The following is a 13,530-nucleotide window of genomic DNA, read 5'->3' as shown; positions in this document are numbered from 1 at the left end:
TCGCACCGCATCTGCCAAATGGCCGACGCGGCCCACCAACTGCCCGATCCGACAGACACTGCGCACGATGGCCAATCCCAGGTAGGTCCACATAGGAATCACCAGACTAGTCGAAGCTTCCCGGCCGCAGCGTGAACTGCGTGTACGGCACCGTCCACACGACGTCGTGCCCGTGGTGCCCGTGGTGCCCGTCCTCGCCGTACGCGGTGCCGTGGTCGGCGCACATGATCACGAAGCACGGCCGCCCACGGGAGGTGAGCAGCGCGAACAGGCGCGGCAGCAGCGTGTCCACGTAGCACAGCGCGGCGGCGTGGCTGTCCCGCCCGTCCTCGGCGGCGCCCGGCAGGTAGTGCCGGTTGGGCTGGTGCAGGGCGGACACGTTGAGGAAGGTGAACAGCGGCCGCTGCGGCGCGAGCCCGGCCGTGCTGACCCGGAGCTGGTCGAGCTGGTGGCGCAGCGAGTCCGGCTCGGTCACCCCGAACTCGGGCCGCCAGTGGTCCTCGGCGAACAGCCCCGGCAGCACGCTGCCCAGCGCCGAGCGCCGGTTGAAGAAGCCCACCCCGCCCAGGCACAGCGTGTGATACCCAGCCTCGGCCAGCCCCGTCACCAGATCGGGCGCGTCGAACACGAACGTGCCACCGGCCGTGGTCTCGCTGCCGGGGAACCGGGCCGCGAACAGCCGCTCGTGCCGCCCCGGCGTGACCGGCGTCGGCAGGAAGCCCGCGAAGAACGCGTGGTGCGCGGCGTAGGTGAAGCTCGCTGGGGTGTGCCGCCGCTCCCAGCCGGTTTCCGGCAGCACCCGTGCCAGATGCGGGGTGCGGCCGGTCGCGGCCAGCTCCACCGCGACGTCGTACCGCAGCGTGTCGAGCGTGACCAGCGCGATGTCGTGCGTGCCGACCAGCGCCGCCATGTCCGTGCTCATGCCTGTGCCTCGCGTTGCTTGATCACCGGGTGTCTCGTCGTGCCCGGCCGCGGGCGGCTCAACCCCGTGCTCATGCCGCGACGTCCGAGCCCTGGCGCTCTAGCAGGGCGGCGATCTCGGCGTCGTACGTGTCGCGGCCCTCGACGAGCAGGCCGGGCAGCAGGTCGCCGAACGCGTTGACCTCGGCGACCGCGTGCGAGCGCCAGCCCGCCGCGAACATCAGGTCCACACCGGTGTGCAGGCTGCCGGGGAAGCAGGCCGCGACCGCCCGGCAGGTGTCCAGCCCCGCGGCGTAGTGCGGCCCGGCGGCGGCGCGCAGCGCGCACAAGTCCTCGCGTACGCCGCCGAGGTGCAGGTTCGTCATCGGGGAGCGGCTGCCGCGCACCACGACATGCGACGGCTCCCCGGCGACGGTGACCACCCGCAGGTCGACGACGCGGCCGTCCAGCCCGGCCTTGGGCAGCCAGCGCTGCACGTGCAGGCCGTCGGGGGCGAGACCGTCCACGATGGCGGCGATGTCGCGCTCGTCGCGGTAATGGCGCACCCGCAGCGAGTTGAACAGCCGTCCACCGTCCAGCTCGACCGAGGTGGTGGCCAGGATCCGGCCGCCGCCGACCAGCTGGAGCGCGATCACGCCGGACGCCGACGAGCCGTGCCGGGGCTTGACGAACACGCGCCGCCAGCCCGCCTCGTCCAGCCACGAGCGCAGCTGCGCCCAGCTCGTGGGCGTGCCGGGCAGCGCCGCGGGCACCGGCACACCCGCGGCGAGCAGCCGGGCGTGGCAGGCGTTCTTGTCGAACATGACCAGGATCTCGGCGGGGTCCGCGAGCAGCCGCGCGCCCTGGTCGGCGGCCGTGGCGGCGATCCGGTGCAGGGCACGCGCGAAGCCCGCGTGCCAGGCGGCGCCGCCGACGATCTCACCCTGCTCGGCCGGTGCGGCGGCACCGCGCAGCAGGCGGTCCACCTCGGCGTCCTCGCCGGGTGACTCGATCCGGACTCCGGTGCCCGGCCGCAGCCGCAGTGGGGCGCCGGAGGCCACGTCGTGCCAGGGGAGCACGTCGGGCTCGGGCAGCCCGGCCCGCACCGCCGCCGCGGCGAACAGCGTGACGCGGCGGCTGCCGGGGTTGCCGACGACCGTGAGGTGCATCTACTCGGCGACCGCGATGTAGCGCTCGTCGCGGCGCGAGCGGGACGGCTCGGAGAGGTCCAGCTCCACGCCCGCCTCGGCGAGCTCGGCGGTCAGCCGGGCCTGCACCGGGTCGCTGATGAAATGGTGGTGCAGGTCGAGGCGGTGCAGGTGGGTCAGCGGCTGGCCGGCCAGCAGCGCGGCGGCGCCCTCGTCGGCGAGCATGCCGAGCGACAGGTCGAGCCTGCGCAGCCGGGCCACCACGGGCGCCCCGGCCAGGGCGGCGGCGACCTGGTCGGCGATCTCGGAGTCGCGCAGGCCGAGCGAGGTCAGCGCGGGCAGCCGGGTGCCGTTCAGGATCGGCGCCAGGTCGTCGACGTCGGCGTCGCCGCCGTAGTTGCCGGTGCCGAGCCACAGCTCCAGGTGGGTCAGCGCGGGCAGGTCGCACTCGCCGACGGCGCGGACCACCTCGGCGGGCAGGCCGCCGGACTCGATGGTGAACTCGCGCAGGTGCTCGTGCCGCAGCGGCTTGAGGCCCAGCCCGCTGGCGCCGCGCACGGTCAGCGTCTCCAGCCGGGGCAGCGCCTCCAGCAGCGGGGTGATGTCGGTGTGCACGATCCAGGAGATCTCGCACTCCTCGTAGGTCATCTCCCCCAGGAACAGCGCCTTCAGGCTGGTGAAGCGGGGCAGCAGCTCGACCAGCAGGCCGATCGGCGGGGCGTTCTCGTAGGCCCCGCCCCAGTTGCCGATGACGATCGCCTCGACCTTGTCGGCCCACTCCTCGGCGGCCAGCGCGGTCAGCCGCTCGCGGAACTCGCCGCTGTCGTCGTAGTCCGTGTCCTCCAGGCGCCAGGCCGTGCCGGCGCGCTTGGCCTTGGCGAGATCGTTCGGGTAGTCCGCGACGGGCCTGCCGGCGAACGTGGTGATGTGCGAGCCGATCGTCATGCGCGCTGCCTCCGGGGTGGGGTCGAGGGACACTAACACCCACCGCCGACGGCGATCCGGTCTCCTACACCTGGGTACGCAGCCAGTGCTGGTTGGTGCCGCTGCCACAGGTCCACTGCACCGCCTGGGCGCCGTCGGTGGTGGCCGCGTTGCTCACATCCAGGCACTTGTTGCTGTGCCTGGCGACGAGCTGCAGGTACCCACCGCCCACGTCCTGCAGGCGCCACTGCTGGTTGGTGCCCGTGCCGCAGGTCCACTGCACGACGCGCACGCCGTCCGCGGTGGCTCCCGCGCCGCCGTACACGTCAAGACACTTGCCGCTGTTGACGCTGACCACGTTGTAGTAGCCGCCGCCCGCGTCGCGGAACCGCCACCGCTGGTTGCTCTGCCCGTTGGCCGCCCACTGCACGACGTTCGCGCCGTCGGTCGTCGCGGCGTTGTACACGTCCAGCAGCTTGCCGCTGTGCCGCGCGGTCAGCGTGTACGCGGCGGGCACCGGCGTCGTCGTCTGCGGCGCGAGCCGGTAGAGCCCGGCGCCGTGCGCGGGCAGCGAGCGGGTGAGGGTGCCTGAGACCGTGCCGAGTCCCGCGCCGGACCACAGGTCGGTCACGATGGCCGAGCCGATGCCGAGGTCGGCCAGGTTCAGCGAGACGTTCGCCGTAGCGCTCTCCCGGTTGAACAGCGCGACATACCGGTGGTCGCCGCCCGGCACGTCGGCCACCCAGACCTGCCGGGTGCCCCCGGTGAGCTGCCGGTTGTTGGCGCTGTTCTGGTCCACGGCGAGCACCGCCGCGTTGGTCATCAGCGCCAGCTCGGAAGCGCGGTTCTCCACCAGGTTGCCGCCCCACATCAGCGGTGCCCGGTTGATCGCCCACAGGGTCATCATGGTGCGCTGCTCGTCGGCGGTGAGCCCGGAGTAGCGCGGCGAGCCGACCGGGCCGTACTTGGACAGCCGCCCGATCGGGATCATGTCCGGGTCGGGCCACGCCCCGGTCGCCCGGTGCGGGGCCCAGTCGCGCAGCGGGTCGAACAGCGCGTCGAGCGCGCCCCAGTTGTCCCAGAGGTCGTTGACGATCCGCCACATGTGGGCGTTCGCGCGCACGTGTGTGCCGGCGGACAGCGGCGTCGGGCCGGGCGACAGGCTCAGCACCATGGGCCGCCCGCTGCGCTGGATGGCCAGCCGGTATCCGTCGACCTCCGCCTGCCGGTAGGTCGGCGCAGCGATGTCGTCGACCTTGACGTAGTCGACTCCCCAGCTCGCCAGCAGCTGGAACACGGAGTCCAGGTAGGCCTGCGCGCAGCTGTTGGACATGTTCAGGCCCCACATGAGGTTGAGCCAGGCCGCCGTGGTGCTGTTGTTGATCTGGTTGGCGCGGCAGCTCGTGCCGAGGATGGGCACGTTGTCGGCCACAGCCTGGCGCGGGATGCCGCGCATGAGGTGTACGCCGAACTTCAGGCCCTGCGCGTGCACGTAGTCGGCGAGCGGCTTGAACCCGTTGGTGCCCGTGGCCGACGGGAAGCGCGTCGTGTCGGGCAGCAGCCGGCCGTTGGCGTCCATGCGCAGCCGAGGGGACAGGTTCGCGTCCTGGTTCGGGCTGTTGTTGTGCCGGCCCGGGTAGTACCAGGCCCAGTCGACGACGATGTACTGCCAGCCGTGCTGGCGCAGGTTGTCGCGCATGTAGTCGGCGTTGGCCTTGACGTCGGCCTCGGTGACGCTCCAGTTGAACGCGTCATAGCTGTTCCAGCCCAGCGGCGGAGTGGTCGCCACACCGTTGTCCCATGCCTCGGCCCGCTGCTGCGGGGTGACCGCGAGCCCCGCCGCGAGCAGCAGCGTCAGCGCCGCCAGCACGCCGGTGACCAGTCGCCGCCGGGCTGTCGGGCGTACCAGGACACGGCTCATCAGACCCTCCGCACACGACTCGGCTCGCGCTCGACCATCGGTCGCCATCAGTGTTAGCGGTCACATTGGATCTGTCAACCGTGGACCCGAGACCATCGGGGCGGCATTCGTTGCATTAGATAGTTAAGTTTACTAAACTCCATCCGCACCACTCGGAGCGAGCCGCTTCCTCGTCCGAACCGCACCCGACCGGACCGCAGTGCCCCTGGCACGCGGCGTGCCACGCCGCACCAGGGAGGGGCGCACCGCCGTGCCCGGTCAGCTGATGTGCCGTGGCGATGCGCCGCCACGGCACCGGACACCGAAGGGACCCCCATGTCCGAAACCACCAGGCCCCGCCGCGCCCGCTGGGCCGCGGCCGGGGCGGCCCTGGCCACCGCGGCCGCGGGAATCGCCGTCGCGCTGGCCCCGGCCACGACGGCCCAGGCGGTCGTGCTGCCCAACGGCTTCAAGAGCGTGGGCTACATGCCCTCGTGGGCCGGCAACGTCAACACCGTCCAGTACGGCAAGCTGACGCACATCAACTACGCGTTCGTCCTGCCGAACGCCAACGGCAGCCTGCAGGCGCTGGACAACCCGTCCAAGCTGTCCTCGCTGGTCTCCCTTGCGCACGCCAACAACACCAAGGTCTCCATCGCCGTCGGCGGCTGGAACGACGGCAACGACTCGGCGTTCGAGTCGCTGGCCGGCAACGCGACGGCGCGTACGGCGTTCGTCAACAACCTCGTGAACCTGGTGAACCAGTACAACCTCGACGGCGTCGACATGGACTGGGAGTACCCGGACCCCGGCACCTCGGGCAACAACTACACGCTGCTCATGCAGCAGCTCAGCACCGCCATGCACAGCCGCGGCAAGCTGCTCACCGCCGCGGTCGTCTCCGAGGGCACCACCGCCAGCGGCGTGCAGCCGGCCGTGTTCGGCTACGTCGACTGGCTGAACATCATGGCGTACGACGGCGGCAGCCCGCACGCCAACTACACCTGGTCCATCAACGCGGTGAACTTCTGGAAGAGCCGCGGCCTGCCCGCGAGCAAGGCCGTGCTGGGCGTGCCGTTCTACAGCCGCCCGACGTACTACACGTACAGCCAGCTCGTCGCGATGGACCCGGCCAACGCCAACCGCGACTGCACCACGGTCAGCGGCGTGCAGCAGTGCTACAACGGCCTGCCCACCGTCCGCGCCAAGACCGCCTGGGCCAAGGCCAACGCCGGCGGCATGATGAACTGGGAGCTGTCCCAGGACACCACCGGCGCGACCTCCCTGGTCAGCGCGATCTACGAGGTGGCCGTCGGCACCACCCCGCCGTCCTCGCCCCCGCCCGGCGGCCGCACCGGCCGCATCGTCGGCCAGGCCTCCGGCAAGTGCGTCGACGTCGCCGCCGCGAGCACCGCCAACGGCACCGCGATCCAGCTCTACACCTGCAACGGCACCAACGCGCAGACCTGGACCGTCGGCACCGACGGCACCCTCCGCGCCCTCGGCAAGTGCATGGACGTCACCAGCGGCTCCACCGCCAACGGCGCCCTCGTCCAGCTCTGGGACTGCAACGGCTCCGGCGCCCAGGTCTGGCAGCCCCAGTCCAACGGCAACCTCCGCAACCCCCAGTCCGCCAAGTGCCTCGACGCCAAGGACCTCGGCACCGCCGACGGCACCCGCCTCCAGATCTGGACCTGCGCCACCACCGGCAACCAGATCTGGACCCTCCCCTGACCCTTCAGCGCGTTGATCATGAACTTAGGGACGTGTTCGACGGCGTGTCGACACCCCTAACTTCATGATCGACTAATCGAGCGGGCCCGCGCCGGTGCACGGTGCGGGCCCGTTCGCGTGTGCGCGGGAGGTCAGCGCCAGGTGTGGACGGGGTCGTAGCCGAGCAGGCGGCGGGCCTTGTCGATGCTGAGCAGGGTCTCGGTGCCGGACACCGGGCGCTGCCAGGGAAGACCGGGGAAGACCTCGGCGGCCAGGTCGGCAGACTCGCGGTGCATCACGGAGTCGGCGTTGGCGATGATGAAGATCTCCAGGCCGGGGACGGTGTATTCGAGCGCCTTGCGGACAGCCTGGGCGCCGTCGCGGCAGTCGATGTAGGACCACAGGTTCCAGCTGCGTACCCGCGGATCGTCCTGCCACGACGGGAAGTTCGCGTAGTCGGCGGGCTCCATCACGTTGGAGAAGCGCAGGCCGATCATCTTCAGCTCGGGGTCCCAGCGGCAGAACTGCGCGGCCATCTGCTCGTCCAGGTGCTTGGCCAGGGAGTACGCCGTCTCGGGGCGGCCGGAGTACTCCTCGTCGACCGGCAGGTACGGCGGCGGGGTGTCGAAGGGCAGGCCGAGGACCGTCTCGCTGGACGCCCAGACCACGTTGCGGATGCCCGCCGCCCGCGCGGCCGCGAACACGTTGTAGCTGACCGTGATGTTGTTGGCGAAGGTGGCCGCGTTGCCGGTCACGCCTGGCCCGGGGATCGCGGCCAGGTGCACGACCGCGTCGATCTTCGTGTAGCGGGCGTCGATCGCGGTGAACGCCTCGACCGCCTGGCCGTAGTCGGTGAAGTCGATCCGGGTGTACGGGCACAGCGGCTCGCGCGGCGGCGCCACGTCCAGGTTCACCACGTCGTAGCCGTGGTCGAGCAGGTCGCGTACCACCGCCCGGCCCAGCTTGCCGCTGCCACCGGTAACCGCCACCAGAGCCATGTCCACCATCCCTCTCGAGGAGCCGCACGATCAACCTAACCGGCTGCGGACGCGGCGCTGACCTCACGCCCGCAGATCCACCGCGAGCAGCTCGCTCTTGCCCATCACCAGCACCCGGTCCCCATCCGTCCCGTACAGCGCGCCGATCCGCTTGTCCACGGTGGCCCGGCCGAGCACCGCGCCGTCGCGCCCGACGACGGCCAGCTTGCCCTGGTCGGAGGCGAGCACCCAGCCGGACTCCACGGCGACGGCTCCGACCAGCCGCCCGTACAGCGGCACGCGCGCCAACGGCGCCGCCGTCCCGGGCTCCAGCGCGACCTGACACGGGTCGGTGTCGCACCAGACCACCCCGCCCGCCACGCACACCGCACGGGTGTCCTCGGGCACTCCGGGCAGGCGGTGATGCTCTCCCGTCGGCAGGTGCAGCACCCACACCGTCCCGGAAACGCCGCGGACCAGGACCCGGTCGGCGTCGAGGCGCAGGAACACCGGGCCCGAGTCCACGCCGAGCACGGACTCCGGCAGCCGCCAGGCGGCGACGTCCCCGCCGGTCCGGGCGTCGATCCGCCGGAGCCGTCCGGTGCCGGTCTCGGCGATCAGCACGTGGCCGTCCACGGCATACGGCGCCTCGACCGTGACCGGCTCCGGCGTGCGCCAGAGCAGTGACCCGGTGCCGAGGTCGTACGCGCCGAGCGGGGTATAGCCGCGCCAGCCGCCGACGACGGCCGCTCCCCCGGCCACCGCCAGATGCCCTGTCGTCGCAGGCAGCTCCGCCCGCCACAGCTGCTCGCCCGCGATCGCCTCGACGCAGACCAGCCACGGCTGCAGCCACTGCGCGATCGCCAGGCACCGGCCGTCGGCGATGGTCAGCGCGTTCGGCCAGCGGCAGCCGGGCACGTCCCAGCGCACGCCGCCGTCGCGGACGTCCAGACCGACCAGCCGGCTGGAGCGCTCGTGCACGACCACACGGTCACCGGCGACCGTGGACCGGGTCGCGTAGGCACGCTGGTGCACGCTGTGCCGCCAGCGCACCTCGAAGATCATTCGGCGATGAAAGCACGGGTGGCGGCTCGTGACAACCACGTCGGAGGGTGCCGGTGGCGGCGTCCGTCCCTGGCACCGCCACCGGCTGGCGCCCGCCCCGGCGGCACATCCGGAACGGGCGCGGCTTAAGGCAGGTCAGTGCCCGTGGCCGTGACCCCTGCGGCCCCACGGGCCGGTGATGGCGAGCACGAGCCCGTCGGCCTGGATGCCGGCGAACAGGATCCGCCCGTCCCGGCTGAACGTCGGCCCGGCGAACTCGCTGTCGCTGATCTCGTTGCGGGCCAGCGCGTACGTGTCCCCGCGGTCGCTGACGCCGACCAGGTGGGACAGGCCATCGCCGTCCTCGGCGAGGATGATGCCGCCGTACGGCGACACCGTGATGTTGTCCGGCCCGTCGAACGCGCCGTCCACGGACGGGTCCGGGTTCACCCCGAAGATCGTCTTGAGCTCGACGGTCTCCCGCTTCGGGTCGTAGAACCACACCTGGCCGTCGTGCTCGTGCAGGCTGCCGTCGCTGATCCGGGCGTAGCTGGAGACGAAGTACACGCCGCCGTCGCCGTACCACTGGCCTTCCAGCTTGCGGGCGCGGGTGACCTGGTCGTTGGTGAACTGCTTGCGCACCGAGACCGTGGCGGCCAGCCGGTCCGGCACGTCCACCCAGGTCACGTTGTACGTGGTGCCGGGCTCGGTGGCGGCGGACAGGTCGGCGATGTGCTCGCCGTGCAGCGTCGCCTTGAGCGCCTGCAGCCGGCCGGCGGTGTCGCCGCCGTCGCTGAGCGCGAGCTTGCGCAGCGCGCCGTCGCGGCCCTTGAAGCCCTGCGGCGGCACCCAGCGGAAGTAGAGCCCGTTCGGGCCGCTCGCGTCCTCGGTCAAGTAGATCTCGTCGGTCTTCGGGTCCACGGCGACGGCCTCGTGGGCGTAGCGGCCGAGGAACTTCAGCGGCACCGGCTCGTAGTTGGCCTCCTGGTCGAACGGGTCGACCTCGAACACCCAGCCGTGGTCGTGCTCGAACCGGCCGCCCTTGCGCTGCTCGGTCTCCTCGCAGGTGAGCCAGGTGCCCCACGGGGTGATGCCGCCGGCGCAGTTGTTGTGCGTGCCGGCGAGGCTGACGTACTGGCGCACGCGGTTGCCGTCGTGGTCGACGTCGATGTTGGTGGTGCCGCCGCGGGCGCCGGGGTCGAAGGTGAGGCCGGGCCGGGCGGGCACGCCGAACGGCTCGGAGCCGCCGATCTCGTGGTTGTTGACCAGGGTGAAGCCGCGGCGGGTGCCGAAGCAGGCGGTGCCGTCGGGGTCGCTGGGCGTGGGCTCGCCGGTGGTCAGCAGGGTCTGCCCGGCGCGGGCGACGATCTTGTAGGAGAAGCCCTCCGGCAGGGCCAGGATGCCGGCCGGGTCCGGGATCAGCGGGCCGTAGCCGGGGACCGACGGGTGGGCGTACGCCGGTCCGGCGACGGCCGACACGCTGCCGGCGAAGGCGATGCCGAGACCGCCGAGGGTGCCGGCGCGCAGCAGGTTACGGCGGGAGAGAGGGGTGTTCACGCAGAACCGCCTTAGGGGTTTCTTCACGTCGTTGACCTCGACATGCAAACCCGTGCGGCCTAACGGGCCGGGCGATCGACCCCACACCTCGGCGAACAGCAGGCAAACGTTGGGTGCCGGCGCGCCCAGTCAGGCGGCGGTGACGTCCTCGTCCTGGACCGCGGTGGCCAGCTCGCAGACGGCGACCAGCCGCCAGGTGATCTGGTCGGCGCGCCGCCAGTCGACCGTCATCGGGTCCGGCATCCGCCAGCCCAGCGAGGTGGCGCGGTCGGTCAGCCCGTCGGCGTAGCTGGCCAGCTCGACCAGGGGCGGGCGCCGGTTGGGGTCGAGCGCGTCGCCGACGGTCGCGGTGGCCTGGTCGAGCATCGCGGCCACGCCGGGGTCGGCCGCGGCGGCGGCACGACCGGCGTCCCCGACCGCGCGGGCGTAGCGGTCGAGCACCTGGCGGGCGAGTTCGGGGCTGGTGGGGCCGTGGTCCATGCGAGCGAGCGTAGGCGAACGGCGATCGATACCAGGAGGCCTCACGCCCGATATGACCGAACAGCGGAGAAGGCTGCCCGACCGGTGCCACCCGCCCGAGGTATGGCCATTCGCCCCCACCTGTGATCAAGGCTCCCTCCCCGCTGCCGGAACAGCGGAAAGGGAGCCTTGATCACCCGGGCAGCGGCCGCGTCAGCGGCGCGGGCGCTGGTCCGGGATGGGCTGCGTCTGGTCGCTGTCGAAGCCGGGCACCAGCGGCTCCCGCTCACCCTCCTGCGGGTAGGCCGTCGGCTCGGCGGTCGCCGGCCGCTCGATGATCGCCGTCGGCTCGGCGGTCGCCGGGCGCTCGGTGGCGGCCTGCGACGGGTACACGGTGCCGGTCTGCGGCGCCGACATGATCTGCGTGGCGTCGGACTGCCCGGCGGCGTACGCCCGCGCGTGCTCGGCGACCCGGCCCGACTCCTGGCCGGCCCGGTCGAGCCAGCCCTCCCAGCGCGACTGCATCGGGCGGACCAGGCCGCCGCCGACGCCCACGATGAGGATGCCCGCCATCGTGGCCAGCACCGCGATCAGGATCGGGGTGGTGACCGTGGTGGCCACGCCGACCTGGTTCAGCGCCGCGATGACGCCGAGGCCGACGATGAACACCGACGCGGTGGTCGCCAGGAACCGGCCGTACGACAGGCCGCCCAGCGCGCTCGTGATCAGGTCCTTGACCCAGGACGCGATGGCGGCGGCGACGACCACGATGACGATCGCGACGAACGCCTGCGGCAGCCACGCCACGACCGCGTTGATCAGGTCGGAGACCGGGTTGGGGCCCCAGATGCCGAACGCGAGCTGCAGCGTGAACAGCAGCACCGCGTAGTAGACCAGGCGCGCCACCAGGTCGGAGGCGTCCACGCCGCCCCGGGCCAGCAGGCCCGCGACGCCGCCGCGCTCGGCGAGCCGGTCGAAGCGCACGCGTTCGAGGCCCTTGTCGGTGAGCATGCGCAGGCCGCGAGCGACCAGCCACCCGACGAACAGGATCGCCACGAAGGCCAGCGCCTTGGGCAGGAACAGCGCGATCGACCGCAGGGTGTCGGTCGCCACCTCTCCGAGGTCCATGGCTGTATTCCTTTCGGACGGTGAGGGACTTCTTTTCAGCGAACGCATTCCCCACCCGGTGCGACCGGAAACGGCCTTCACCACGTTCGGGCGATCCCGTGCCCGGATGTATCGACATGTCCGTATGAGACCGTTAACATCGGCGCGGGAGCACGTGCGCGCCTCCCGCCACCGATGCCCTGGGCCGGCGTCGCGGCGGGACCATCCCGCGTGCCGGTCCCGATCCCGCGCGCGTCCCCCGACGTCCGTGATCGGAGTCTGCATGCACCCGTACCCCCGCCGTCTGGCCGCCCTCTGCGCGGGCCTGACCGGCGTCGTCGCCCTCGCCGCCGGAGCGGTCGCGGCCACCGCCGCCCCGGGCGACCTCGCGCCCGCACCTCTCGCGGCCGCAGCCGCGCCGACGGCGCCACCACCGTCCTATCCGAACCCCGGCCGGGTCACCGGCTCCACCGGCGCCCACGACCCCGCCGTGGTACGCCGCCCCGACGGCACCTACCTGCTGGTCACGACCGGGAACAACCTGACGCTCAAGACGTCGGCCGACCGGGTCGCCTGGCGCGACGCGGGAGTGGTCTGGCCCGGCGGTGCGCCGTGGACCACCGCCTACACCGGCGGCGGCGCGAACCTGTGGGCGCCCGACATCTCCTACCGCAACGGCCGCTACCACCTCTACTACTCCGCCTCCAGCTTCGGCTCGCAGCGCTCGGCGATCTTCCTGGCCACCAGCACCACCGGCGCGTCCGGCAGCTGGACCAACCAGGGCCTGGTCATCGAGAGCAGCGGCGCGGTCGACTACAACGCCATCGACCCGAACCTGCTGGTCGACGCCGACGGGCAGTGGTGGCTGGTGTTCGGCTCGTTCTGGACCGGGATCAAGTCGGTGCGCCTGGACCCGGTGACCGGCAAGCGCTCCACGACCGACACGGCCGTACGCGCCCTGGCGCAGCGTTTCACCGCGAGCGGCTCGGTCGAGGCGCCGTTCGTGTACCGGCGCGGCGGGTACTACTACCTGTTCGTGTCGTTCGACTTCTGCTGCCGCGGCGCGGCCAGCACCTACCGGACCATGGTGGGCCGGTCCACGTCGCCGAACGGCCCCTACACCGACCGCAACGGCGTCGCGATGACCGCCGGGGGCGGCACGCAGATCCTCGCCGGGCACGGCTCGGTGCACGGGCCGGGCCATCCGGCGGTGCTCGCCGACAACGGGCAGGACGTGCTGTTCTACCACTACTACACCGACAGCGGCGCGGCCCGGCTCGGCATCAACCTGCTGGGCTGGGACAACGCGGGCTGGCCGTTCGTGTACTGAGCCCCCGGGCCGGTCGCGGCGCGCCCGCGACCGGCCCGGCACACGGGGCCGCCCGGCGGAGCAGTTCCTGCGGCCCGCCTGACAAGCAGCCGAACGACCGCTGGATTACCGGCACCCCGCCGGGGTAGAAACCGTGCGTGTCTCGGGATACCTGGATCATCATCGGCGTCGCCGTCGCGATCGTCGGCATCATCACGCTCATCGGCGCGATCAAGCTCGGCAAGCGGCTGTTCGTGGCCAAACGCATGCTCGGCGAGCTGGGCGTAGGCGGCAAGATCGCCTTCTGGGGCGCGCTGATCTACACCATCTTCCCGGTGGACCTGCTCCCCGACCCCATCTACCTCGACGACATGGGCGTGCTCGCGCTCGCTCTGACGTTCCTCACCAACCTGATCCGCAAACGCCGCGGCGGCGCCCAGCTCCCCCACTCCCGCAAGGAGACCGACCCCGACCGGTCCACCCGCCGCTGAG

12 protein-coding genes are annotated in these 13,530 nt (G+C 72.1%); 3 read left to right on the top strand and 9 right to left on the bottom strand.

Going from position 1 to position 13,530, the window contains the following annotated elements:
• Positions 1-106 precede the first annotated feature (106 nt).
• The 4 genes from CS0771_RS21295 to CS0771_RS21280 all read right to left on the bottom strand — a co-directional run bounded on the left by CS0771_RS21295 (position 107) and on the right by CS0771_RS21280 (position 4,893).
• Positions 107-922: an STM4013/SEN3800 family hydrolase gene (locus CS0771_RS21295; RefSeq protein ID WP_244870932.1), complete on the bottom strand. Its 816-nt coding sequence runs from the start codon at positions 920-922 to the stop codon at positions 107-109.
• Between the two features lie 70 nt (positions 923-992).
• Entirely contained in the window at positions 993-2,069 is a 1,077-nt protein-coding gene (locus tag CS0771_RS21290; RefSeq protein ID WP_212842627.1) for an STM4014 family protein, read from the bottom strand.
• Complete coding sequence (locus CS0771_RS21285) at positions 2,070-2,993, bottom strand: STM4015 family protein (protein ID WP_212842626.1); 924 nt, start codon at positions 2,991-2,993, stop codon at positions 2,070-2,072.
• Positions 2,994-3,057: 64 nt separating this feature from the next.
• Positions 3,058-4,893 carry an alpha-galactosidase gene (locus tag CS0771_RS21280; protein WP_212842625.1) on the bottom strand — a complete coding sequence of 612 codons (1,836 nt, stop codon included), beginning with the start codon at positions 4,891-4,893 and terminating at the stop codon, positions 3,058-3,060.
• Positions 4,894-5,208: 315 nt separating this feature from the next.
• Here CS0771_RS21280 and CS0771_RS21275 point away from each other — a divergent pair, with 315 nt between their 5' ends.
• Positions 5,209-6,606 carry a glycosyl hydrolase family 18 protein gene (locus CS0771_RS21275; protein ID WP_212842624.1) on the top strand — a complete coding sequence of 466 codons (1,398 nt, stop codon included), beginning with the start codon at positions 5,209-5,211 and terminating at the stop codon, positions 6,604-6,606.
• 131 nt (positions 6,607-6,737) lie between these two features.
• Here the strand turns inward: CS0771_RS21275 and CS0771_RS21270 are convergent, their stop codons facing one another.
• The 5 genes from CS0771_RS21270 to CS0771_RS21250 all read right to left on the bottom strand — a co-directional run bounded on the left by CS0771_RS21270 (position 6,738) and on the right by CS0771_RS21250 (position 11,750).
• Entirely contained in the window at positions 6,738-7,583 is an 846-nt protein-coding gene (locus CS0771_RS21270) for an NAD(P)-dependent oxidoreductase (RefSeq protein ID WP_212842623.1), read from the bottom strand.
• Between the two features lie 63 nt (positions 7,584-7,646).
• The gene (locus CS0771_RS21265; protein WP_212842622.1) at positions 7,647-8,627 is read right to left on the bottom strand and encodes a PQQ-binding-like beta-propeller repeat protein; all 981 of its coding nucleotides are present in this window, start codon (positions 8,625-8,627) and stop codon (positions 7,647-7,649) included.
• A 135-nt stretch (positions 8,628-8,762) separates the two neighbouring features.
• Positions 8,763-10,163 carry an alkaline phosphatase PhoX gene (locus CS0771_RS21260; protein WP_212842621.1) on the bottom strand — a complete coding sequence of 467 codons (1,401 nt, stop codon included), beginning with the start codon at positions 10,161-10,163 and terminating at the stop codon, positions 8,763-8,765.
• Positions 10,164-10,292: 129 nt separating this feature from the next.
• Complete coding sequence (locus CS0771_RS21255; protein WP_212842620.1) at positions 10,293-10,643, bottom strand: DUF6401 family natural product biosynthesis protein; 351 nt, start codon at positions 10,641-10,643, stop codon at positions 10,293-10,295.
• A gap of 192 nt (positions 10,644-10,835) precedes the next feature.
• Positions 10,836-11,750: a hypothetical protein gene (locus CS0771_RS21250; protein ID WP_212842619.1), complete on the bottom strand. Its 915-nt coding sequence runs from the start codon at positions 11,748-11,750 to the stop codon at positions 10,836-10,838.
• Between the two features lie 262 nt (positions 11,751-12,012).
• Here CS0771_RS21250 and CS0771_RS21245 point away from each other — a divergent pair, with 262 nt between their 5' ends.
• Both CS0771_RS21245 and CS0771_RS21240 read left to right on the top strand, forming a co-directional pair.
• A complete protein-coding gene (locus CS0771_RS21245; protein ID WP_212842618.1) occupies positions 12,013-13,059 on the top strand; it encodes an arabinan endo-1,5-alpha-L-arabinosidase in 1,047 nt (348 codons plus the stop codon).
• Positions 13,060-13,196: 137 nt separating this feature from the next.
• The gene (locus tag CS0771_RS21240) at positions 13,197-13,529 is read left to right on the top strand and encodes a DUF1232 domain-containing protein (protein WP_212842617.1); all 333 of its coding nucleotides are present in this window, start codon (positions 13,197-13,199) and stop codon (positions 13,527-13,529) included.
• The last annotated feature ends 1 nt before the right edge of the window (position 13,530 follow it).

It is taken from the genome of Catellatospora sp. IY07-71, from assembly GCF_018326265.1.
In the GTDB taxonomy this organism is placed as follows: Bacteria; Actinomycetota; Actinomycetes; order Mycobacteriales; family Micromonosporaceae; genus Catellatospora.
Note: the sequence above shows the minus strand (reverse complement) of the source record. Positions and strands in the feature narration are given on the sequence as shown.

What these genes read in the sequence shown, in the direction of transcription:
- CS0771_RS21255 (WP_212842620.1), bottom strand. Translation starts at nt 10,643, where the DNA reads ATGGACCACGGCCCCACCAGCCCCGAACTCGCCCGCCAGGTGCTCGAC.
- CS0771_RS21285 (WP_212842626.1), bottom strand. Translation starts at nt 2,993, where the DNA reads ATGACGATCGGCTCGCACATCACCACGTTCGCCGGCAGGCCCGTCGCG.
- CS0771_RS21270 (WP_212842623.1), bottom strand. Translation starts at nt 7,583, where the DNA reads ATGGCTCTGGTGGCGGTTACCGGTGGCAGCGGCAAGCTGGGCCGGGCG.
- CS0771_RS21265 (WP_212842622.1), bottom strand. Translation starts at nt 8,627, where the DNA reads ATGATCTTCGAGGTGCGCTGGCGGCACAGCGTGCACCAGCGTGCCTAC.
- CS0771_RS21295 (WP_244870932.1), bottom strand. Translation starts at nt 922, where the DNA reads ATGAGCACGGACATGGCGGCGCTGGTCGGCACGCACGACATCGCGCTG.
- CS0771_RS21280 (WP_212842625.1), bottom strand. Translation starts at nt 4,893, where the DNA reads ATGAGCCGTGTCCTGGTACGCCCGACAGCCCGGCGGCGACTGGTCACC.
- CS0771_RS21275 (WP_212842624.1), top strand. Translation starts at nt 5,209, where the DNA reads ATGTCCGAAACCACCAGGCCCCGCCGCGCCCGCTGGGCCGCGGCCGGG.
- CS0771_RS21290 (WP_212842627.1), bottom strand. Translation starts at nt 2,069, where the DNA reads ATGCACCTCACGGTCGTCGGCAACCCCGGCAGCCGCCGCGTCACGCTG.
- CS0771_RS21245 (WP_212842618.1), top strand. Translation starts at nt 12,013, where the DNA reads ATGCACCCGTACCCCCGCCGTCTGGCCGCCCTCTGCGCGGGCCTGACC.
- CS0771_RS21250 (WP_212842619.1), bottom strand. Translation starts at nt 11,750, where the DNA reads ATGGACCTCGGAGAGGTGGCGACCGACACCCTGCGGTCGATCGCGCTG.